This is a genomic window from Rothia nasimurium, assembly GCF_042660305.1.
GTDB lineage: Bacteria > Actinomycetota > Actinomycetes > Actinomycetales > Micrococcaceae > Rothia > Rothia nasimurium.
The window spans coordinates 14,565-35,717 of the sequence record NZ_JBHSTW010000007.1 but is presented as its reverse complement, the minus strand read 5'-3'; the positions used below and the strand labels follow the sequence as shown (position 1 = coordinate 35,717).

Sequence of the window (21,153 nt, the reverse complement as noted above, 5' to 3'; positions counted from 1 at the left end):
TTGGGGTTGTATGGGCGGGTGTTTGCGGTGGTGCGGGGGTTGGTGTTTTTGGCTGCGGGTGGGACTTTTGAATAAGCCTCTACATATTCTCCCTGGTCATCCCAAACTAAGACTGGACCACTCATGGGTGACGGGTGCACAATATTTTCTGAGTTAATCGTAGATTTACCATCATAGTCAATTAAATTTGCACTATTTACAGCACGTTCAACAAGAGTGTCATAATTTAGGGTGATTACAACTGCTTTTTCTTCATGCCAAATATTAATTAATTCTGTTAACCACTCAGGGCACGGAACTGATGAAGCCCTATCTGTTCTTTCAACTATAATATCGCCCACTGATTCAGTGATTTTTTCGGAAATAGAACGACGCTGGGTATTCTCATAATTTTCAAGAAATGGTAAATCAGTGGAATGAATAGTCAACCACTGTTCAAACGTCATATTTCCCAGGTCGATTGCAATATCAGGATTTTGCTGTTTGATAAGCTCAGTTAGCTCAAAGGTAATTGGCATTTCATCACTGATAGTTTTAGAAAAACCAGCACCAAGAATATAAACAGGCCTAGCCATTTTTTTCTCCTGATAAATATGATTCCAGTAGAGCTATTTTTCTCTTTGACAGTAGTTCCAACATGCCCGGTGATTCATCTAAAGATTCAAAAGTTAATTTATTCTCATCGTTTCTCTTTACTATCCGGAGCTGTTGAGAAACGTCAGGAACTGGAATCCTTACCGATGCAAGTTGCTCAACACTAAGATTTGGTTGAGCTGAGCCAGTAAGCAGCGTATCGATATGAAGCTGAACGTTACGAGACGAGAGTAGAAGTAACAGAAATTTGGGGAGTAACTGATCTTTTGTTCTGAGGGCTACCAAAGATGATGCTAAGGCTCCGTGATTTTGTGGGTAAATACCACACTTACCTACTGACCCTCGTAAACAATACAGAATATCTTCATTCCTGAGCTTAGCTCCACCCATTGATTGGTACTTTGCTTCAGAAACATAATTCATCTCAGAAAAATCAACTGTGCCTTCTCGCAGATGCCCAGCATTTACAAATGGAACACCACTTTGCACAAATTCATCACGAGATGGATAGGATACGCCTCTATCGCCGTTCATAAATTCAACATGCCATGAAAGTTTTTGATGAGGAATATTCGATAACTCGTTATTTAGTAGCTCCTCCAATTCAGATTCATATCGTTCGCGGAGAACTTTATGAAAAGACTCAAAGTTGTCGATTAGTTCATCGATCTCTGCCAGTTCGCGGTCAAGATCATCCGCAATTTTCTTTTGCTCATCAAACGGGGGTAACGGCAGCCACGTCAAATTAAATTCGTTAAATCGCATAGTCTGACCATCTCTAAGCTGGTCGGTTACCGATGCAATCTGAGAGATGTAGCCAGGAGATTTCAAAATATGCTTGAAAAACCCAGGATAAACGGCTTCAGTCGGACGCAACACGGTATACGCAGGACTAACCTTTCCCGGCATAGTAGCCAGTTCAAGGCCGCCCTGAAAAGTACGTAAATGGCTGATGAAATCGCCAGGCTCAACATGTTGCATCTGAGTTCCAGAAAGATTCTGAACAACCCTTGCACCAGTAATCTTCATGTATTCTTCTTGTGGCAAAACACCATACTTCTGTGAAGGCGTTAGATGGATATCCCCAGGGCGTTCTGGTTCCTTGACCAGCTTGAAGATTCTACGAGGCTCAACAATTTGCCAATGATCAGGTACACCACCAGAAAGCCATCGAACCTTAAAAGGGACTTCTTTACTCATTAACCAAGCACCTCTTCCAGCCTCTTCTTGATTCGGCCCAGCACCTCGTTGAGGTCGCGGTCGATTTCCTCCAGGGAACGCGGTGGAACGTACTCGTAGAAGTGGCGGGTAAAAGGAATCTCCGCCCCCTCCTTGGTCTTAGACTCATCAATCCAGGCATCCGGCACAAAAGGTTTGACCTCGCGCTTAAGGTACTCGTGAATATCCTCGCCCCAGGGCACATTCTCAGTATCGCGCAGGGTAGAATCAGCCACCGGCTTCTTAGCCTTCAACACCACTTCAGCGGCCTCATCGCGTTCAGCCAACTCATCCACCAACTTAGCCAAAGCCGCAGGCTTCACCAGGGCACCGGCGTCCGCAAATACCTGCAAAAGCTCAGCCTTCACGCTGGCCACATCACCGCCAACGGCACCTGCCTTGCTCTCAACTAAAGCAGCAAGAGAAGCCCGCACGGAGGCGTCCTCACCCTCAGCTAACGTGAGCTTGCCAAACTCCTTAGAAGCCAAAAGCCTCTCAACTCGCTCAGCAGTAAAACCCCAATTCAACCGCAAGGGGCGCTCCACCGTAATCGTGCGGTACATAAACTCCTCACGATCAAAAACCTTAGACCGCTTATCATCCGCAGCATCAAAAGCAGCGTAGAGGCGGGTAATCTCAGCAATCTGCTCCTCACTCAGGCGCTTCCGCTTAGACCCCACCGACTTCCGCATCTTCTCAAACATATTCGTCGCGTTAATCAGCTGAACCTTACCCCTGCGCTCAGCCTTCTTCTGCTTATTCAGCACCCAAATATAGGTAGAAATACCGGTGTTATAGAATATGTCAGTAGGCAGACCAATAATTGCCTCAAGGTAGTCCTGGTCCAAAACCCACTTACGAATATTCGACTCACCAGAACCCGCGCCACCCGTAAAGAGGGGCGAGCCATTCAAAACAATAGCCCCGCGGCCGCCCACCTGGGCAACACCATTGCTAGCAACCGTCGGCTCATTGAGCTTAGAAATCAGGTGCTGCAAGAACAGAAGCGAGCCGTCAGATACCCGGGGCAGACCAGCACCAAACCGGCCCGCAAAACCCTGGTTCTTATGCTCAGCCTCAACCACAGCCTTAGCGCCCTTCCAGTCCACGCCAAAGGGCGGGTTGCTCAGCCCGTAATGGAAGGTGCGGTTTTCAAAAGCCGGGTCAGTGAGGGTATTACCCAGGGCGATGTTATCGACGTCCTGGCCCTTGACCACCATGTCCGCCTTACAAATCGCATAGGACTCGGGGTTGAGCTCCTGGCCCAGCAGGCTCACATCGGCGGTGGGGTTCAGCTGATGAATCTTATCGTCAGCCACCGACAACATACCGCCGGTGCCAGCGGTGGGATCATAGACCGACCGGGCAATATAATCAGTACGCAGGTCTTCATCATCAGCCAGCAGCAGGTTAACCATCAGCTCAATAACTTCGCGCGGGGTGAAGTGCTCACCGGCAGTCTCATTCGAAGCCTCCGCGAACTTACGAATGAGCTCTTCGAAGATGTTGCCCATCTGCTCATTGCTCACATTCTCTGGGTGTAGGTTCACCCGCGAGAAATGCTGAATCACCTGATAGAGCAGGTTCTGGGCGGCCAGGTCTGCGATAGTGTCTTCGAACTTATACTTCTCAAAAATATCGCGCACGTTCTCACTGAACTGGTTAATGTAAGAACGCAGGTTTTGCTCAAGAGTATCGGGGTCATTAGCCACGGTCTTGAGGTTGTGCTGGGAGAGGTTATAGAAACTGTAATCGTGACCCGCCCGGGCAGACAGCATAGCCGGAGGAATCGTATCGAGCACATAGCCCTCTGTTGCCTCAAGAACAGCCTGCTTAGTCGGCTCAAGCACCGCATCAAGACGCGCCAAGACCGTGAAAGGCAAAATAATCTGACCGTACTGATGCTGCTTATAGGTACCGCGCAAAACATCAGCCACATTCCAAATGAACTGAGAATAGTTCAAAGAAGACACACAAGCCCCTCAACATTGGCAAACTAATGGCTTCGAATAAAAGCCCTAGCTACTAGGCAGAGCTTTTACCCCGATAAAAACTAATAATACTCAAGGGGCAGGCTGGGAAGACGAAGTGCAGCTCTTGTGTCTCACCTGCTAAAAGAAGCTGGGCGGTGAGTCAAGCCAGCTGCCCGGTAGGGTAGAAGTAAACCCATAGAAGCGCAGGCGAAAGGACCCCACATGAAAAACCGCCCCTTCACCCAGGTCGATGTGTTCGGCTTAGTTCCGCTCAAAGGAAACCCCCTCGCCGTGGTGCTCGACGGCAGCGGACTCACCGACGAGCAGATGCAGGACTTTGCCCGCTGGACCAACCTCTCCGAAACCACCTTCATCACCCAACCGACTGACGCTCGGACCGACTACGCCGTCCGCATCTTCACCCCCGGCGGCGAACTGCCCTTCGCCGGGCACCCCACCCTGGGCAGCGCCCACGCCTGGCTAGAAGCCGGTGGCCAGCCGCAGCGCCCCGACGTCATCGTGCAAGAATGTGCCGCCGGGCTCATCGACATCACCCGCAGCGGCCAAGAGCTCGCCTTCGCCGCCCCGGCAACCGTCCGCACCGGTGCCCTCGACGAGCCAACCCTGGCTGACATCGCCACCGCCTTAGGGCTAGAGCGCAGCCAGATCCTCTCCCACCAGTGGGTCGACAACGGGCCCGGCTGGTCCGCCGTCGAAATCGCAGACCCCGACCGACTGCTCGCCCTCACCCCGGACTTCACCCGCGGCACAGACCTCAAACTCGGCGTCTTCGCCATGCACCCGGAAGGGTCAGACATCGCCTACGACATCCGCGCCTTCGTGCCCGGCATCGGCGTTTCTGAGGACCCGGTCACCGGCTCCCTCAACGCCTCCGTCGCCCAGTGGCTCGCCCGCGAAAACCGGGTTGCCGGAACCTACACCGTACGCCAGGGCACCTGCCTGCACCGCGACGGCAGGCTCACCATCACGGTAGGGCAGGACGCCGGCCCCACCGACACACCCGATATTTGGGTTGGCGGGACAACCCACACCCTCATCAGGGGAGAGGTTAGCCTCTAGGTCTTTCGCCACCTGCCGGGCTGAGCTGCCCCGCTAAGCCGGGGCGGGCGTCCGTCCGCTCATTGAATGTAATCGAAAATGCCATCTGCGCGGTAAAAGAACGTGCAGATGGCATTTTCGGTTACATTCGGGAGCGACTGTGATATAAAGGTGTGAGGCGTCACCCACCGCCCAGCGCTTTGCCCCTGTGACTCTAGCAAGCAGGCCATCAGCGCGAAGGGAAGAGAATTCTCGGGTTGCACCGGCATTCCAAGACCGGGGTAGGCACCACCGAACCGTCGATTGATACCGCAGCTAGAGTGCGAAGAAAGTCGATACCCGTGACTGCCCAATCAAACTTCAAAAAGCTCGTGCGCGCCCGCATGGAAGAAACCGGTGAGAACTACACCACCGCCCGAGCAGCCCTCCTCGAGACCAGGCCGTCGACCGACGTCCTGAACGATCCCCGTGAACAAGCCTACGCAGAGCACCGCACCGTCGTTGACCGTTTTATGCAGGGCGGACGCCTGACCTCCTGGCCCTCCAAGCGCCGCACCCGCGCCCACCTGCTGCTGCACCTAGTGACCTATTTTGAGCCAGGGCGCACCTACACCGAGAAACAGGTTAACGAGATTCTGGCCGCCCTCTGGCAGGACTATGCCTTTATGCGTCGGGAAATGGTCGAGTACGGTTACCTGGTGCGAACCTCTGACGCCTCCGCGTATTGCCTGGCAACCCGGGCTCCCGACCGGGCAGGTACCGTGCTGGCTGCCGAGGCCCCGGCCTGGGAAGCGATGTGGCTGCCGGGCTACCTGGCCGCAGAGGCTCTGTAGCAACTAGGGACCAGGTTCCTCCCAAAATCCTTGTGGTGCACACATACTATTGGGAGTTTTCTGGTCCCTACTTGGGGCGGAGCGGAGCAGGCGCGCGCCACAACCGGTCTTTAGCTCACCTCAACCCGGGCCGCGGCCTCGCGCCCGAACATGTAGAGCACCAGTTCGCACGGCTCGCCGGTCAGCACAGTCGCAACCTGGCCAGCAGGCGGAGCAATCACAGTATGAACAGCGGGGGAGTAACCCGGAGCTTCCAACACCAGCCCCTGAGGGTACTTCTTCCCTGCCATCAGGCGAGCGCGCGCCCGCAGCACCTTCCACATCTTCTCCTGCACACCCTCAGCCAGCTCGCGCGGGGCAGGCTGCTCGCCGTCAGCGAGTGAGGCGCGGCGGACGTCCTCGGTATGCACAAAGTACTCAATCAGGTTCATTGCCTCGTCCAGACCCGGGAAGCGCGTGCGCATGTGCAGGTAACCCGGCAATGCCTCAAAATCGCGCAGGGCTTTCTCGTAGCGGCGCTGGCCGGTCAGCTCATCGGCAAGCTGGTTTGTGTAGCGTTCGGTGCGCGCAGCCAGTGGGCCGCCCGGCATGCCCGCTGCAATTAGAGGCTTGCTTTCGCGCACCAGCAGGTGGGCCGCTATGTGGCGGGTTTCCCAGCCCTCACAGAGGGTGGGGGCGGACGGCCCCGCGGCAGCGAGAGCGTCAAGTAGGGCGGTGCGTTCTGAGGTAACAAGGGCAGAAGAAGTCATACGCCCAGTCTAAACCCGAAGCCGGGCCAGAGAGTGAGCCAGGGCAACTGTCGAGACAGGTTACAGCTTGCAGGAAACATTCAGCGTCCGCCCACTCCGTCTTGACCCGCAGCCGCTAGGCTTTCACCAGAACCCAACTCCTGAAAGGTCGTATGACGATTTCCGCTAGAGCGCGCCTGACCCCCTTCCTGGCTCTCGCCGCTCTTACCGTGATCGGTTGTTCCGCTAGCTACCAGGGAGCATCGCGCGAGAACCTGCCCACCACGCTCCCTGCCGCGCCCGAGCAGGTGCTGCCGGCGTCCGCGCAACAGGGCGTAACAGAGCAGACTCCTATCGCCGAGCTGGCCGACAGTGCCTGGCTCGATACCACCGCAGAGGCAACCGATATTCCCCGGCGGGTACTAGCTGCCTACGCCGGGGCGTCCTTGCGCGTGGCTCAAACCTACCCGGAATGTCGCCTGGGCTGGAACACCATCGCGGGTATCGGTGCGGTCGAAACCCTGCACGGCACCTACGGGGGTGCCAGCACTGACCACGATGGAAATGTAACCCCCAAGATTTTTGGGCCCTCCCTCGACGGCAGCCCCGGGGTCATGGCTATTGAAGACTCCGACCGAGGCGAACTTGATGACGACACCGAGTGGGATCGGGCGGTGGGGCCCCTGCAGTTCATCCCCTCCACCTGGGACTATATCGGGCAGGACGGCAACGCTGACGGAACGCGCGACCCCCACCACATCGACGACGCGGCCCTGACCACCGCCGTCTACCTCTGCCAGGGCCAACGCGATACCAGCACCGATGAGGGCTGGCAGCGCGGAGTGTTGGCCTACAACCGGTCGGTGGCCTACGCCAACCAGGTAGCCCAGCACGCAGAAACCTACGGGCAGGCAGCCCCGACCGCAGAGACCACCAGCGCAGGGAATACCGGCGCGGACGCCACCACCGGCGCAGCTAGCCCGAGCTCGTAGCCAGATGCTGAGAGCTGCCCCAGCCCTGCTACCGCCATCAGCTAGGATGGAAAGGTGAGTACACCAGCACCCAGCGCCACCGAGGGCGCTTCACTGCCCGCCGATATCGCCGCACGCCTCAAACGCGATGAGCACGGCCTATTCGCCGCAATTATTCAGCAGCACGACACCCGCGATGTGCTCATGCTCGGCTGGATGAACGACGAAGCCCTGCGCCGCACCCTCACCGAAGGGCGGGTCACCTTCTGGTCCCGCTCCCGCCAGGAATACTGGCGCAAGGGCGACACTAGCGGCCACTACCAGTACGTCAAAAGCGTCAGCATCGACTGCGACGGCGATGCCCTGCTTATTGAGGCCGACCAGGTAGGCGCAGCCTGCCACACCGGAACCACCACCTGCTTCGAAGCCGGCGGGCAGCTGCCCGCCGCAACCGGCGTCCGCCCCGAATAGCTCCCCAGACACACCACAACCAGAGGACACCATGCACGACTTGGGAATTGTCGAACCGACCCTAGAAGAGTTCCGTGAACTAGCTACCAGCCGCCGCGTCATTCCCGTGCGCGTCAAAGTTCTCGCAGACGCCATGACCCCCATCGGCATCTACCGGGCCCTGGTCGCCGCCGACGGCGCACCAGCCCCCGGCACCTTCCTGCTGGAATCAGCGAACGAGCAGAAGCAGTGGTCACGCTACTCCTTCATCGGTGCCTCCAGCCGCTCAACCCTCACCACCAAGAACGGGCAGATTGTCTGGCAGGGGCTCACCCCCTCCGGTGCACCCACCGAGGGCGACCCCGTTGAGGCTATCCGCGAGACCCTGGAGATGCTGCACACCGAACCCCTCGATAACCTGCCCCCGCTCACCAGCGGCCTGGTCGGCTACATGGGCTGGGACGTCGTGCGCCACTGGGAGAAACTACCCGGCGGCCCGGCGGACGACGTCAACCTGCCCGAGTTCGCCCTGAACATCGTCTCAGACATGGCTGTGCACGATAACTCCGACGGCACCGTCACCCTCATCGCCAACGCCATCAACTTCAACGGCACCGACGACAACATCGACGCCGCCTACGCCGACGCGCTCTCCCGCGTCTACGCCATGATGGACAAGCTCGCCCAGCCTGCCCCCGAGTCGGTCTCAACCCTCACCGGCACAGCGGACGTCGAGGCGCAGGTCGCGCAGGTCAAGCACACCTGGGCAGAGCAGGGCTTCTTGGACGCCATTGAAAAGTCCAAGAAAAACATCATCGACGGTAACGTCTTCCAGATCGTGATCTCCCGCCGTTTCGAGGCAGAAAACCGCGCCAGCGCCCTGGACGTCTACCGGGTGCTGCGCCAGTCCAACCCCTCGCCCTACATGTACCTCTTCAACTTCGAATCTACCGAAGACGGCGAGCCCTTCCAGATTGTCGGCTCTTCCCCCGAAGCCCTGGTCACCCTCAAAAACGGCACCGCCACCACCCACCCCATCGCCGGGTCCCGTCCGCGCGGAGCCACCCGCGAAGAAGACCTTGCTCTGGCCGAAGAACTCTTGGCCGACGAAAAAGAACGCTCCGAGCACCTCATGCTCATCGACCTGGCCCGCAACGACCTCTCCCGCATCGCGGTACCCGGTAGTGTCAGCGTCACCCAGTTCATGGAAGTCGAGCGATTCAGCCACATCATGCACATTTCCTCCGAGGTGCAGGCCCAGCTGGCCGAGGGCATGAACGCCTACGACGTACTGCGCGTAACCTTCCCCGCAGGCACCCTCTCAGGTGCGCCAAAGCCCCGCGCCATGCAGCTACTTGACGAGTATGAGGTGAGCGCTCGCGGTATCTATGCCGGTGTGTGCGGCTACTTCGACTTTGCGGGCAACATGGATATGGCAATTGCCATCCGCACCGCGGTGCTCAAGAGCGGACGCGCCTACGTGCAGGCTGGTGCCGGTATCGTCATGGACTCGGTGCCCGCTTCTGAAGCCCAAGAATCTGTGAACAAGGCAGCTGCCCCGCTGCGTGCCGTGCTCACCGCGTCGGGTCTGGCGCCCCTGTCGACCGAGGTGATTGACTAGATGAGCGAGTCACAGGCCCAGCCTGCTGAGGTTGCTGCCGCGCGCCCGGTGCCGGGCTGGGCTAAACCTGTCCGCGTGATGCTGGGGGCTATGGCGGTTTCTGCTGCCGCTTTCCTCACCACTTTGCCGACCTGGATTCGCGCCGAGGTCAGCACGGTCGTTTCGACCTCCACCCTGGACATTTCGGGGGCGGACGCCGGCTCCACCGTCTCTGCCCTGGCCCTGGTTGCCCTGGTGACGTCGGTTGCCCTGCGGATTGCAGGGCCTAAGCTCCGCAAGGTGCTGGCTCTCTTGCTGGTGGGCGTGGGGCTGGGCCTGGCGGTATCTGCCTTTGGTGTGAACGCCGACCCGCAGGCTGCGTCTATGGCCCAGGTCAGTGTGATGACCGGTACTAACGCCCCGGCTAACTCCTACGCTGTGACCGTCATGCCCCTGCTGGCGACCGTGTGCGGTGTGCTGGTTGCCCTGGCCGGTGTGTGGGCCTTTGTTGCTACCTCCCACTGGAAGACCGGGCGCAAGTACGACCGGTCAGCTGCCCGGGCAGCCCGCGTGGCTTCTGCCGAAGAAACGGACGAAATCGACGCCTGGGACTCCCTAAGCGAGGGCAAGGACCCCACCCTATAAAAGGGGTAGGACGTCTAAAGCCGCAGACCCGCTGCGATAGCGGGCTGCGGCTTTGCTGTATCTAGAGGGGGTTTACAGGCCGAAAGACCCCTCTAGGCGGCTGCGGGAGCCTGGGTGTAGGAGTACCACCTGGCTGATGAGCTCATCGCCTGACCAGGTGCTGCGCAGCAGGCGCAGGCAGGGTTCGGTGGGGTTGATCTGCAGGTCGGACGCCTGTGAGCTGGTGGGTAGCACCGCTTCGACGGTGTGCGTGCCCCGGGTGATAGGGGAGCACTGCCCCAGGTAAAAGTTGGGGGTGGTACTGGTGAAGTCCTGCTCTAGATAGTCGGGTATGGCTGCGGCGTTGACGTAGCGCTCTTCGCGCTGGATGGGCAGCCCGTCATCGTAGTGGACCAGTACGCTGTGGAAGACCCTCTCGCCCAGTTCGGGGGCTAGGCGACGTTGGGCCTGGGCTGCCGGTATCTCTTCGAGGGTGAGTACTGTGCTGCTGTGGGTGTGGCCGCGTTCGGTAATTTCATCGGCAATGTTGCGCACCTCAAGTAGGGCAGAGGGGTTCTTGTGCTCGGCCACAAAGGTGCCGACCCCGCGGGTGCGCACGAGCAGGCCCTCAAGCGTCATCTCGCGGATGGCTCGGTTGACGGTCATGCGGGAGAGGCCCAGGGCGCTAGCGAGCTCGTTTTCTGAGGGGATGCTTTCGCCTGCTGCCCAGTGGCCGCTGTTGATTTGCTCGGTGATGATGGTTTTGAGCAGCTGGTAGGCGGGGGTTTTTGCGGCCTTGTGGTCAGCGAACTGCTGGGACAAGTCGGTGATTTTTTCCACGCCTACTCCATTGACAACCGGTTGTATATACAAGAAGATAGGTGTGTGACCCTCTTCATCTTTCAACTGTACCGCCCCGGCGCGGTCAGGCAAAAGTAAAGAACCAGAAGCTGGGCAAAGCAGACCATCATGTACAAAGGAGTAGACATGACCACCAGCGGCCCCCGCCCCGTCCGCGCCCCTCGCGGCTCCGAACTCAACACCCTTGGCTGGCAGCAGGAAGGCGCCCTGCGTATGCTCATGAACAACCTCGACCCCGAGGTAGCCGAGCACCCCGATAACCTGGTGGTCTACGGCGGCACCGGCCGTGCAGCCCGCTCCTGGGAGGCCTTTGACGCTATCGTCGCCACTCTCAAGACCCTCAAGAATGATGAGACCATGCTGGTGCAGTCTGGCAAGCCCGTGGGTGTCTTCCGCACCAACGAATGGGCCCCGCGCGTGCTGCTGGCTAACTCCAACCTGGTGGGCGACTGGGCTAACTGGGAGCACTTCCGCAAGCTCGAAGCCGAAGGTCTGATGATGTACGGTCAGATGACCGCGGGCTCCTGGATTTACATCGGCACCCAGGGTATTCTGCAGGGCACCTACGAGACCTTCGGTGCGGTAGCCCGCAAGCGATTTGGCGGCACCCTGGCCGGAACCATCACCCTGACTGCCGGCCTTGGCGGTATGGGCGGTGCCCAGCCCCTGGCTGTAACCATGAACGAGGGCGTCGCTATCTGCGTGGACGTTGACGGGTCCCGCGTTGACCGCCGCATCGACCACAAGTACCTGGACGTCAAGGCCCGCGACCTCGACCACGCCCTAGAGCTCGCCATCGAGGCCCGCGACGCCAAGAAGCCCCTGTCCATCGGCGTCGTCGGCAATGCCGCCGAGATTTTCCCCGAGCTGTTGCGCCGCAAGGCCCCCATCGACATCGTCACCGACCAGACCAGCGCCCACGACCCGCTCAGCTACCTGCCCACCGAGGTCACCTTCGAGGACTGGAAGGCAGAAGCCGCCCGCGACCCCGAACTCTTCACCAAGCGCTCCCGCGAGGCCATGGCAGCTCATGTTGAGGCAATGGTTGGCTTTATGGACGCCGGTGCTGAGGTCTTCGACTACGGCAACTCCATTCGCGACGAGGCCCGCAAGGCAGGCTACCAGCGCGCCTTTGACTTCCCCGGCTTCGTACCCGCCTACATCCGCCCCCTCTTCGAAGAGGGCCTGGGCCCCTTCCGCTGGTGCGCCCTCTCCGGCGACCCCGAAGACATCAAGAAGACCGACCAGGCCATTCTCGAGCTCTTCCCCGAGAACGAGCACCTTAAGCGCTGGATCACCATGGCCGGTGAAAAGGTCGCCTACGAGGGCCTGCCCGCCCGCATCTGCTGGCTGGGCTACGGCGAGCGCCACAATGCAGGTCTCAAGTTCAACGAAATGGTGGCAAACGGTGAGCTCTCTGCCCCCATCGCCATTGGCCGTGACCACCTGGATTCCGGTTCGGTAGCCTCCCCCTACCGCGAAACCGAGGGCATGAAGGACGGCACCGACGCGGTTGCCGACTGGCCCCTGCTCAACGCCCTGGTCAATACCTCATCGGGTGCCTCCTGGGTCTCTATCCACCACGGTGGCGGCGTAGGTATGGGCCGCTCTATCCATGCGGGCCAGGTCTGCATCGCCGACGGTTCTGAGCTGGCAGCTGCCAAGCTGGAGCGGGTGCTGACCAACGACCCCGGCATGGGCGTGATTCGTCACGCGGACGCCGGCTACGAGTACGCCCAGCAGGTTGCCGCTGAGCGCGGGGTTCGTATTCCCATGCAGGAAAACCGCTAGCCATGACCAGCCGTCTCTTTACCAATATCGGGTCGCTCGTCACCAATGACCCCGCTCTGGACCGCGGGCCCCTGGGCGTGCTCGAAAACGCCGCTTTTGTGGTGGATCAGGGCCGTATTGCCTGGGTTGGCCCTGCCAGCCAGGCGCCGGCGTCCGACCGCTGCGTTGATCTGGGCGGGCGAGCTGTGCTGCCGGGCTTTGTGGAATCCCACTCCCACCTGGTTTTTGCCGGGGATCGCTCCCACGAGTTTGCTGCCCGTATGGAGGGCAAACCCTACGAGGCCGGTGGCATCCGCACCACCATCGAGGCCACCCGGGCCGCCAGCGCAGCGGAGCTGGAACTCAATACCCGCTCGCTCATGCAGGAGTACGCCCGCGCCGGGGCAACCACGATTGAGGTAAAGACCGGCTACGGCCAGTCAGTCGAGTCTGAGCTGAAGTCGGTGCAGGTCGCCGCTGCCTGCACCGACGAGGTGACCCTGCTAGCTGCCCACGTGGCTCCGCCGGAGTACCGGGATAAGCAGGACGAATACGTTCAGATGGTGGTAGACACCATGATTCCCGAGTGCGCCCCCTACGCCTCCTGGATCGATGTTTTCTGCGAGCGCGGGGCTTTTAGTGAGGACGAGTCGCGGGCAGTTCTGCAGGCAGGGATCGCTGCCGGTTTGAAGGCTCGCGTGCACGGCAACCAGCTGACCTACGGGGCTGGTGTGCAGCTGGCAGTGGAGCTGGGGGCTGCCAGCGTGGACCACGTGGTCTACCTGTCGGACGCGGACGTGGACGCCTTAGCCAACAGCTCTACGGTGGCTACGGTTCTCCCCGGGGCCGATTTTTCTACCCGGGGCGATTACCCTAACGCCCGCCGCCTGCTGGATGCCGGGGCTACCGTGGCTCTGGGGGCTGACTGCAACCCCGGCACCTCCTTCACCACCTCCATTCCCTTCTGCATCGCCCTGGCCGTGCGCGATCTGCACATGACCCCGGATGAAGCTATCTGGGCGGCAACCGCCGGGGGAGCGGCAGCCCTGGGGCGCACCGACATCGGTGCCCTAACCGTGGGAGCCCGCGCCGACGTCCTGGCCCTGGACGCCCCCAACCACCTGCACCTGGCCTACCGCCCCGGCGTGCCCCTGGTCGCCGGCGTCTGGAAGGACGGCCAAACCGTCGTACCCCTGCACGAGGAGGACAACTAGTGATACAGGCATTTACCGACCGGCAGGCCCCGACCTGGAGCGGACGCGACGACGGCCCCGGTGCCGAGCACCGCAGGCTCTTCCAGACGGTGCAGCCGCTTGCCCAGCTGACCCAGCGCCCGGACGCGGTCTTCGTCGGCTTTGCCTCCGACGAGGGGGTCCGCCGCAACCAGGGGCGCACCGGCGCAGCAGAAGGGCCTACCGCCCTGCGCTCAGCCCTGGGCACCCTGGCACTAGCCCAGGGCGCCTCTGGCAAGCGCCGCACCGACCTCGTCCTGGGAGACGCCGGTGACGTCGTCGTCATCAACCGCGACCTCGTCGGCGGCCACCGCAGGCTCTCAGAAGCCGTCACCGCCACCATCGACGAAGGCTCCCTACCCGTGGTACTCGGCGGCGGGCACGAAGTCGCCTACGGCACCTATCTGGGGCTGGCGGCGTCCACCCGCAGAAGAAACCACCGGGGGCAGGGTAGGGCCGCCCGCATCGGCATCCTGAACCTGGACGCCCACTTCGACCTGCGCGACGCGGGCGAACCCACCAGCGGAACTCCCTTCAGCCAGGCGCTCGCCGAAGAAGAATGGGCAGGCACCGACCTCACCTATGCGGTCGTGGGTATCTCCGAAGCCGCCAACACCCAGGTGCTCTTCGATGCCGCAGACCGCGCCCGCGTGCACTACCTGCTCGATGAAGAAACCCACTGGGGCAACCTACAGGCCATCGACAAGTTCATTGAGGTTTTCACCGCAAACGTTGACTTGATCTACCTGACCCTGGACCTAGACGTGCTCCCGGCAGCCGTTGCCCCCGGCGTCAGTGCCCCGGCCGCCCTCGGGGTCGATACAGCCATTATCAACCGCATCATGGGTAAAGTCGCAGCCTCAGGTAAGCTCGCCGCCTTTGACGTGGCCGAACTCAACCCCTCCCTAGATATCGACGGGCGCACTGCCAAGACTGCCGCCCGCCTGATACACACCGTCCTGACCCGGCATACGCCTTTGCCGGAGTAGGGCACCTCTAAATTTTCAAAGGAGAAAACCATGACCACCACCGTCACCGTGGGCCTTGAGCCCGTGAGCTTTGCCGACCTGATTGCTGTTGCCCGCCACGGCGCAGCCGTCACCCTCAGCGAAGAGGCCCTGGCTGAAATCGAAAAATCAAGCCAGCGCATCCGCGATTTGGCCAACTCAGACACCCCCGTCTATGGCGTGTCCACCGGCTTTGGTGCCCTGGCCAACAAGCACATTCCCCTGGAGATGCGCAAGGCCCTGCAGCGCGGCCTGATTCGCTCCCATGCAGCAGGATCTGGCCCCGAGGTTGAAACCGAGGTCATCCGCGCCCTTATGCTCCTGCGTCTTTCAACCCTGGCAACCGGCCGCACCGGCGTCCGTCCGGTCGTCGCCCAGGCCTACGCCGATATGCTGTCAGCCGGGCTGACCCCGGTAGTGCGCGAGTACGGTTCGCTGGGCTGCTCCGGCGACCTGGCGCCCCTGTCCCACTGTGCCCTGGCCATCATCGGTGAGGGCCAGGTGCGGGACGCCGACGGCCAGCTCTACGAGACTGCTGAGGCCTTCGAGAAGTTCGGGCTGACCGCGGTCGAACTGGCTGAAAAGGAGGGCCTGGCCCTCATCAACGGCACCGACGGCATGCTGGGCATGCTGGTGATGGCTCTGACCGACCTGGACGCCCTGGTCAAGCTCGCTGACGTCGCTGCGGCTATGAGCGTTGAGGGGCTTGCCGGTACAGACCGCGTCTTTGCCCCCGAGCTGCACGAGCTGCGACCCCACCCCGGCCAGGGGGCCGCTGCCGCCAATATGAAGAAGGTGCTGGAAGGTTCCGGCATTATCCAGCACCACGCCGAGAACGTCACCACCTACGTGCAGGACGCCTACTCCTTGCGCTGCGCACCCCAGGTCGCTGGCGCCGTGCGCGACACCATCGAACACGCCCGCACCGTAGCCCTGCGCGAGCTTGCCTCAGCCGTCGATAACCCCGTGGTGACCCTGGACGGCCGGGTGGAATCCAACGGTAACTTCCACGGTGCCCCGGTCGCTTACGTGCTGGACTTCCTGGCTATCGCTGTTGCCGATGCCGCCTCAATCTCGGAGCGCCGCACCGACCGCTTCCTCGATGTAGCCCGCAACCGCGGCCTGCCGCCCTTCCTCGCCGACGACCCCGGCGTGGACTCAGGCCACATGATCGCCCAGTACACCCAGGCTGCTATCGTTTCTGAGCTCAAGCGCCTGGCCGTACCTGCCTCGGCAGACTCCATTCCTTCCTCGGCTATGCAGGAGGACCACGTCTCTATGGGCTGGTCGGCTGCCCGCAAGCTGCGCAAGGCGGTGGACGGGCTCACCCGCGTCCTCGCCATCGAAATCCTGACTGCCGCCCGCGGTATTGACCTGCGCGCCCCGCAGACCCCCTCACCGGCAACTGCCGCTGTGATTGAGCGCCTGCGTAAGGACGTCGCTGGCCCCGGCCCCGACCGCTTCCTCTCACCGGAAATCGAACAAACCGTGGAACTGGTCGCTAACGGTGAGCTGCTGGCGGCGGCTGAAAGCGTTACCGGCCGCCTCGCCTAGTTCTTCCGTCTTACGGAAATAAAAAGGCACACGGGTGACTAAACTGGGCCAAAGAGCCCGCTATCTTCTAAGATAGAGAACAAGCACCCGTGTGCTCGGCACCCCATACACCGGCAAGCGCACGCCCACACACTACAAGGAGACTCACATGGCACAGCAGACCGTTGAGATGGTCCCCGACCTGCCCTACAACAACCACGGCAACACCACCGCCTCATGGGCCATGGTCATCATCATGATTGTCGGCGCAATCATCGGCGCCGTCGGCTTCTGCATCGCAAACACCCCCATCTTCGTTGTCGGCGTTGCCATCATCGCCATCGGTGTTGTTGCCGGTATCGTGCTCCGCTCAGCTGGCTACGGCCAGGGTGGCAAGCACACCAAGTACCACCACTAAAACCCAAGCCCACCCGGGTGAGGTTAGACAAGGGGCACCCCGCACAGACGCGAGGTGCCCCTTACTCTTTTCTTCACACCTTTTCTCACCCGGTGAACCCGTCTGGCAAACGTTCAGCCACCTGAGCGATACTAGAGGGGCACCACCAACCCAACCTGCGCCGTCCGCGCACCAGCACCAAGGGGTACCATGACCGTACTTGACGACATCATCGTAGGCGTCCGCGAAGACCTCGAAACCCGCAGAGCTGCCCTGCCACTGGACGAGCTCAAGCAGCGCGCCGCCGCCCAGGCTCCCGCGCTTGATGCCTTAGCTGCCCTGCGCGGTGCCGAAGCTGGCAGCGTTGAAATTATTTCAGAGGTCAAGCGGTCCTCACCGTCTAAGGGCGCCCTCTCCGACATCCCCGACCCCGCCGAACTGGCCGCCGCCTACCAGGCCGGGGGAGCGGCCGCTATCTCGGTGCTCACCGAAGAGCGCCGCTTCAAGGGAACCCTGGCTGACCTTGACGCCGTCCGCGCCGCCGTCAGCATCCCGGTTCTACGCAAGGACTTCACCGTCGACGAGTACCAAATCTGGGAGGCCCGCGCCCACGGTGCCGACCTGGTCCTGCTCATAGTTGCCGCCCTCGACGATGACACCCTACGCCGCTTCCTCGACCTCACCCACGAACTCGGCATGAACGCCCTGGTCGAAACCCACACCCCCGAAGAGATTGAGCGGGCCGTTGCAGTGGGTGCCCGTATCGTGGGTGTGAACGTGCGCAACCTCAAGACCTTAGAGGTCGATAACGCCAACTTCAGCAAGCTAGCCCCCCTGCTGCCCGCAGACGCCATCATCGTGGCAGAATCCGGCGTTGCCAGCCCCGAGGACGTCGCCGACTACGCCTCGCACGGCGCCAAGGCCGTGCTGGTGGGCGAGGCCCTCGTAAAATCTGGCACCCCCACCGAGACCCTGCGGGACTTCCGCGCAGCCGGTAGCCAGGCCCGTCAAGCCTGGTTGGCGTCCGAATCAGCCTAACCCCCGACCGTCCTTACCTCTTGTGAGCTAAAGCGGGCACCGGCGTCCGCACCTCACCCAAAACTTTACGACCAGCCCACCGAAGGGAAACTCCCATGACCGAAACCCTGGCAGAACAATTCCTGGCAGCAGGCCAGAGCCTCAAAAACGCCCCCGGCCCCTACTTTGGGCAGTACGGCGGGCGCTACATGGCAGAATCCCTGATCGCTGCCATGGACGAGCTCGAAGCCACCTTCAACGAGGCTAAAAACGACCCCGAATTCCTAGCCGAGTTCCGCCGCCTCTCGGCCGAATACTCCAACCGCCCCTCCCTGCTGACCGAGGTGCCCCGTCTCTCGGCAGAAGCCGGGGGAGTGCGCTTCTTCCTCAAGCGCGAAGACCTCAACCACACCGGCTCCCACAAGATCAACAACGTCATCGGCCAGGCCCTGCTAGCCAAGCGCATGGGCAAGACTCGCCTAATTGCCGAAACCGGCGCAGGCCAGCACGGCGTTGCCACCGCCACCGCAGCTGCCCTCTTCGGCATGGAATGTGTGGTCTACATGGGCGAAGAAGATACCGAACGTCAGGCCCTCAACGTCGCCCGCATGCAGCTGCTGGGTGCCACCGTCATCGCGGTACAGACCGGCTCCCGCACCCTCAAAGACGCTATCAATGAGGCCCTGCGCGACTGGGTCTCCAACGTCGACACCACCCACTACCTGCTGGGAACCGCAGCCGGTGCCCACCCCTTCCCCGCCATGGTGCGCTACTTCCACGACGCCATCGGTACCGAAGCCCGCGAACAGTTCCTTGAAGCAACCGGCACCCTGCCCACCGGCATCGCAGCCTGCGTCGGCGGCGGCTCTAACGCCATCGGCCTCTTCCACGCCTTCCTGGACGACGCAGACGTTAAGATTTTCGGCTTCGAAGCAGGTGGCGACGGCATCGACACCGACCGCCACGCAGCCACCATCTCCCTGGGCCGCCCCGGTATGCTCCACGGCGCCATCACCTACCTCATGCAGGACGAGGACGGCCAAACCATCGAGTCCCACTCCATCTCAGCAGGCCTCGACTACCCCGGCGTCGGCCCCGAACACGCCTACCTCTCAGACATCGGCCGCGTAGACTACCAGGCCGTCACCGACACCGAAGCCATGGACGCCCTGCGCCTGCTCTGCCGCACCGAAGGCATCATCCCCGCCCTCGAATCGGCCCACGCGCTCGCAGGTGCCCTGCGCGTTGCTAAGGAATGGGCGGACGCGGACCCCGCCACCGCTCACGAAAAGTCCATGATTGTCTGCCTCTCCGGCCGCGGGGATAAGGATATGGAAACCGCCCTCAAGTGGTTTGGCCTGGGCAAGGCTATTCCCTCGACCAGCCTGAACGTGGGGAACAAGGAAGCAGCGGCAGAAACCGCCTCGCAGAACGATACGACCGCACAGAACGAAAGCAAGGGTGCCTAATGAGCCACATCGATTTTCAGGACGAAACCCGCTACTCGGTACGCAAGGGCACCTTCCCTGCCCCCAACCCCGACTCCAAGCTGGCAGCCCGCCTCACCGAGTGTAAGGCTGAGGGCCGCGCTGCCCTGATTGGTTACCTGCCGGTGGGCTACCCCAGCGTGGACGAGTCTATCGAGGCTGCCATCGAGATGGGCAAGAACGGGGTCGATATTATCGAACTCGGCCTGCCCTACTCAGACCCGGTCATGGATGGCCCCGTGATTCAGCGCGCCACCGTTGAGGCGATCGAGAAGGGCTTCCGCACCGACGACCTCTTCCGGGCTGTGCGCGAGATTACCGCTGCCACCGACGCTGTCGTTCTGGTCATGACTTACTGGAACCCCGTGCTGCGTCGCGGCGTTGATCGCTTTGCCGAGGAGCTAGCGGCTGCCGGTGGTGCCGGTCTGATTACCCCCGACCTGGTACCCGATGAGGCCGCCGACTGGTTTGAAGCCTCAGAAAAGCACGGCCTGGACCGTATCTTCCTGGCAGCTATCTCCTCCAGCCCCGAGCGTCTATCCATGATTTCGCAGGCTTCAAGCGGCTTTGTCTACGCTGTCTCGGTGATGGGTGTCACCGGTGCCCGATCCTCGGTCAATACTGCTGCCGAGACCCTGGTCGCTGACCTGCGGGCCGCAGGCGCTCCCGCTGCCTGCGTGGGCCTGGGTGTTTCCAAGCGCGAGCATGTGGAAGAAATCGGTGCCTATGCAGATGGCGTGATTGTGGGTACCGCCCTGGTTAAGGCTCTGGCTGAGGGTGGGCCGTCCGCCGTTGGTGCCCTGACCCGCCAGCTGGCCGGCCGCGAGTAGGGTAGGGGCCGATGACCACCACTGTGCTCGCTTCTATACCCTCGCCGTCCATCTCCACTCTTGAGCTGGGCCCCCTGACTATCCACTTCTATGCCCTCTGCATACTGGCGGGCATCGCGGTCTGCATGTGGCTGACCGGCCGCCGCTGGGCTGCCTGGGGTGAAGACCCCGAACGCGTCTGGGACGTTGCCATGTGGGCCATTCCCTCGGGCATTATCGGTGCCCGCCTCTACCACGTGCTCATTACCGACCCCGGCTCCTACTTTGATGCTGGCGCTGACCCCCTTGACGTCTTCAAGATTTGGGAAGGTGGCATCGGTATTATGGGCGCAATTTCGGTCGGTGGCCTGGGCGCCTGGTACGCCTGCCGCCGCTACGGCATTTCGCTGGCTAAGTTCGCGGACGCCGCCGCCCCCGGCATCATGATCGCCCAGGCTATGGGCCGCTGGGGCAACTGGTTTAACCAGGAGCTCTTCGGCAAGCCCACCACCCTGCCCTGGGGCCTGGAAATTTCGGCCACATCGCCCAACTTCCCTGACCAGTACCCGGCGGGCACGCTCTTTCACCCGACTTTTCTCTATGAGTCCCTGTGGAACCTACTCGGCGCGGCCCTGCTGATCGCCCTGGGCCGCCGAGGTATCTTCCAGCTGGGCCAGACCTTCTGGGCCTACGTTGTTTGGTACGGTTTTGGCCGTCTCATGATTGAGACTTTCTTGCGAATCGATACCGCTGAGATGCTGCTGGGGGTTCGCATTCATGTGTGGACTTCTGGTTCTATCTTCTTGCTGGGTATCGTCATGTTCGCGCTGATGGGGCTACGAGCGCGCAGACGCGGCGAGCTCCCGGGTGCCTATATGCAGGGCGCTGTCGTGCCCAGCGCGGACGAGCCCGCCCCGGCGTCCGTCCGCTCCTCCGGCAACTAGCGCACAAGCATAGAAACTGATCCGCACTTATTCTGAAAAGTCCGCA

20 protein-coding genes are annotated in these 21,153 nt (G+C 61.3%); 15 read left to right on the top strand and 5 right to left on the bottom strand.

Annotated elements, in window-relative coordinates:
* From ACFP6B_RS02975 to ACFP6B_RS02965, 3 genes are all read right to left on the bottom strand, one after another.
* A partial coding sequence (locus tag ACFP6B_RS02975) for a hypothetical protein (RefSeq protein WP_377126635.1) occupies nucleotides 1-575 on the bottom strand: 575 nt, incomplete at its 3' end.
* A complete protein-coding gene (locus ACFP6B_RS02970; protein WP_377126632.1) occupies nucleotides 568-1,794 on the bottom strand; it encodes a restriction endonuclease subunit S in 1,227 nt (408 codons plus the stop codon). The genes ACFP6B_RS02970 and ACFP6B_RS02975, both read right to left, overlap by 8 nt.
* Nucleotides 1,794-3,785, bottom strand: coding sequence for a type I restriction-modification system subunit M (locus tag ACFP6B_RS02965; RefSeq protein WP_377126629.1), 1,992 nt, complete (start codon nucleotides 3,783-3,785; stop codon nucleotides 1,794-1,796). The genes ACFP6B_RS02970 and ACFP6B_RS02965 overlap by 1 nt, the downstream gene beginning before the upstream one ends.
* A gap of 222 nt (nucleotides 3,786-4,007) precedes the next feature.
* On the opposite strand from ACFP6B_RS02965, the gene ACFP6B_RS02960 reads away from it, so the two are divergent.
* Both ACFP6B_RS02960 and ACFP6B_RS02955 read left to right on the top strand, forming a co-directional pair.
* Nucleotides 4,008-4,865: a PhzF family phenazine biosynthesis protein gene (locus tag ACFP6B_RS02960; RefSeq protein ID WP_377126626.1), complete on the top strand. Its 858-nt coding sequence runs from the start codon at nucleotides 4,008-4,010 to the stop codon at nucleotides 4,863-4,865.
* 320 nt (nucleotides 4,866-5,185) lie between these two features.
* Nucleotides 5,186-5,677, top strand: a complete 492-nt coding sequence (locus ACFP6B_RS02955) for a DUF2087 domain-containing protein (RefSeq protein WP_377126623.1) — start codon at nucleotides 5,186-5,188, stop codon at nucleotides 5,675-5,677.
* Between the two features lie 110 nt (nucleotides 5,678-5,787).
* On the opposite strand, the gene ACFP6B_RS02950 is transcribed toward ACFP6B_RS02955, so the two are convergent.
* A complete protein-coding gene (locus ACFP6B_RS02950) occupies nucleotides 5,788-6,426 on the bottom strand; it encodes a TIGR03085 family metal-binding protein (RefSeq protein WP_377126620.1) in 639 nt (212 codons plus the stop codon).
* A 152-nt stretch (nucleotides 6,427-6,578) separates the two neighbouring features.
* Between ACFP6B_RS02950 and ACFP6B_RS02945 the strand changes: the two genes are divergently transcribed.
* Genes ACFP6B_RS02945 through ACFP6B_RS02930 form a run of 4 tightly spaced genes read left to right on the top strand, consistent with a single transcriptional unit; the run spans nucleotide 6,579 to nucleotide 10,071 of the window.
* Nucleotides 6,579-7,397: a lytic transglycosylase domain-containing protein gene (locus ACFP6B_RS02945; protein ID WP_377126617.1), complete on the top strand. Its 819-nt coding sequence runs from the start codon at nucleotides 6,579-6,581 to the stop codon at nucleotides 7,395-7,397.
* Nucleotides 7,398-7,451: 54 nt separating this feature from the next.
* A complete protein-coding gene (gene hisI, locus ACFP6B_RS02940) occupies nucleotides 7,452-7,847 on the top strand; it encodes a phosphoribosyl-AMP cyclohydrolase (protein ID WP_237195718.1) in 396 nt (131 codons plus the stop codon).
* Nucleotides 7,848-7,878: 31 nt separating this feature from the next.
* Complete coding sequence (locus ACFP6B_RS02935) at nucleotides 7,879-9,447, top strand: anthranilate synthase component I (RefSeq protein WP_377126613.1); 1,569 nt, start codon at nucleotides 7,879-7,881, stop codon at nucleotides 9,445-9,447.
* A complete protein-coding gene (locus tag ACFP6B_RS02930; protein WP_377126610.1) occupies nucleotides 9,448-10,071 on the top strand; it encodes a Trp biosynthesis-associated membrane protein in 624 nt (207 codons plus the stop codon).
* Nucleotides 10,072-10,143: 72 nt separating this feature from the next.
* On the opposite strand, the gene hutC is transcribed toward ACFP6B_RS02930, so the two are convergent.
* Complete coding sequence (gene hutC / locus ACFP6B_RS02925; protein ID WP_377126607.1) at nucleotides 10,144-10,890, bottom strand: histidine utilization repressor; 747 nt, start codon at nucleotides 10,888-10,890, stop codon at nucleotides 10,144-10,146.
* Between the two features lie 147 nt (nucleotides 10,891-11,037).
* Between hutC and hutU the strand changes: the two genes are divergently transcribed.
* The 9 genes from hutU to lgt all read left to right on the top strand — a co-directional run bounded on the left by hutU (nucleotide 11,038) and on the right by lgt (nucleotide 21,107).
* Nucleotides 11,038-12,702 (top strand): urocanate hydratase, encoded by a 1,665-nt coding sequence (gene hutU / locus ACFP6B_RS02920; protein ID WP_377126604.1) that lies wholly within the window; start codon nucleotides 11,038-11,040, stop codon nucleotides 12,700-12,702.
* A 2-nt stretch (nucleotides 12,703-12,704) separates the two neighbouring features.
* Complete coding sequence (hutI, locus tag ACFP6B_RS02915) at nucleotides 12,705-13,895, top strand: imidazolonepropionase (RefSeq protein WP_377126601.1); 1,191 nt, start codon at nucleotides 12,705-12,707, stop codon at nucleotides 13,893-13,895.
* Nucleotides 13,895-14,902, top strand: a complete 1,008-nt coding sequence (hutG, locus tag ACFP6B_RS02910; protein ID WP_377126598.1) for a formimidoylglutamase — start codon at nucleotides 13,895-13,897, stop codon at nucleotides 14,900-14,902. The genes hutI and hutG overlap by 1 nt, the downstream gene beginning before the upstream one ends.
* Nucleotides 14,903-14,932: 30 nt before the next feature.
* Nucleotides 14,933-16,474 (top strand): histidine ammonia-lyase, encoded by a 1,542-nt coding sequence (hutH, locus tag ACFP6B_RS02905; protein WP_377126595.1) that lies wholly within the window; start codon nucleotides 14,933-14,935, stop codon nucleotides 16,472-16,474.
* A gap of 148 nt (nucleotides 16,475-16,622) precedes the next feature.
* On the top strand, nucleotides 16,623-16,871 hold the full coding sequence (locus ACFP6B_RS02900; protein ID WP_377126592.1) for an HGxxPAAW family protein: 249 nt from the start codon (nucleotides 16,623-16,625) through the stop codon (nucleotides 16,869-16,871).
* Between the two features lie 189 nt (nucleotides 16,872-17,060).
* Entirely contained in the window at nucleotides 17,061-17,888 is an 828-nt protein-coding gene (gene trpC / locus ACFP6B_RS02895) for an indole-3-glycerol phosphate synthase TrpC (RefSeq protein ID WP_377126589.1), read from the top strand.
* A 95-nt stretch (nucleotides 17,889-17,983) separates the two neighbouring features.
* Nucleotides 17,984-19,336, top strand: coding sequence for a tryptophan synthase subunit beta (gene trpB, locus ACFP6B_RS02890; RefSeq protein ID WP_377126586.1), 1,353 nt, complete (start codon nucleotides 17,984-17,986; stop codon nucleotides 19,334-19,336).
* The gene (trpA, locus tag ACFP6B_RS02885; protein ID WP_377126583.1) at nucleotides 19,336-20,184 is read left to right on the top strand and encodes a tryptophan synthase subunit alpha; all 849 of its coding nucleotides are present in this window, start codon (nucleotides 19,336-19,338) and stop codon (nucleotides 20,182-20,184) included. Before trpB ends, trpA begins: the two co-directional genes overlap by 1 nt.
* Before the next feature lie 11 nt (nucleotides 20,185-20,195).
* Nucleotides 20,196-21,107, top strand: a complete 912-nt coding sequence (gene lgt, locus ACFP6B_RS02880) for a prolipoprotein diacylglyceryl transferase (RefSeq protein WP_377126580.1) — start codon at nucleotides 20,196-20,198, stop codon at nucleotides 21,105-21,107.
* The last annotated feature ends 46 nt before the right edge of the window (nucleotides 21,108-21,153 follow it).

Bases quoted from the DNA above. Each gene is read 5' to 3' on its own strand.
- ACFP6B_RS02970 (WP_377126632.1), bottom strand. From the start codon at position 1,794: ATGAGTAAAGAAGTCCCTTTTAAGGTTCGATGGCTTTCTGGTGGTGTA.
- ACFP6B_RS02960 (WP_377126626.1), top strand. From the start codon at position 4,008: ATGAAAAACCGCCCCTTCACCCAGGTCGATGTGTTCGGCTTAGTTCCG.
- ACFP6B_RS02950 (WP_377126620.1), bottom strand. From the start codon at position 6,426: ATGACTTCTTCTGCCCTTGTTACCTCAGAACGCACCGCCCTACTTGAC.
- ACFP6B_RS02945 (WP_377126617.1), top strand. From the start codon at position 6,579: ATGACGATTTCCGCTAGAGCGCGCCTGACCCCCTTCCTGGCTCTCGCC.
- ACFP6B_RS02935 (WP_377126613.1), top strand. From the start codon at position 7,879: ATGCACGACTTGGGAATTGTCGAACCGACCCTAGAAGAGTTCCGTGAA.
- ACFP6B_RS02930 (WP_377126610.1), top strand. From the start codon at position 9,448: ATGAGCGAGTCACAGGCCCAGCCTGCTGAGGTTGCTGCCGCGCGCCCG.
- hutU (WP_377126604.1), top strand. From the start codon at position 11,038: ATGACCACCAGCGGCCCCCGCCCCGTCCGCGCCCCTCGCGGCTCCGAA.
- hutI (WP_377126601.1), top strand. From the start codon at position 12,705: ATGACCAGCCGTCTCTTTACCAATATCGGGTCGCTCGTCACCAATGAC.
- hutH (WP_377126595.1), top strand. From the start codon at position 14,933: ATGACCACCACCGTCACCGTGGGCCTTGAGCCCGTGAGCTTTGCCGAC.
- ACFP6B_RS02900 (WP_377126592.1), top strand. From the start codon at position 16,623: ATGGCACAGCAGACCGTTGAGATGGTCCCCGACCTGCCCTACAACAAC.
- trpC (WP_377126589.1), top strand. From the start codon at position 17,061: ATGACCGTACTTGACGACATCATCGTAGGCGTCCGCGAAGACCTCGAA.
- trpB (WP_377126586.1), top strand. From the start codon at position 17,984: ATGACCGAAACCCTGGCAGAACAATTCCTGGCAGCAGGCCAGAGCCTC.
- trpA (WP_377126583.1), top strand. From the start codon at position 19,336: ATGAGCCACATCGATTTTCAGGACGAAACCCGCTACTCGGTACGCAAG.
- lgt (WP_377126580.1), top strand. From the start codon at position 20,196: ATGACCACCACTGTGCTCGCTTCTATACCCTCGCCGTCCATCTCCACT.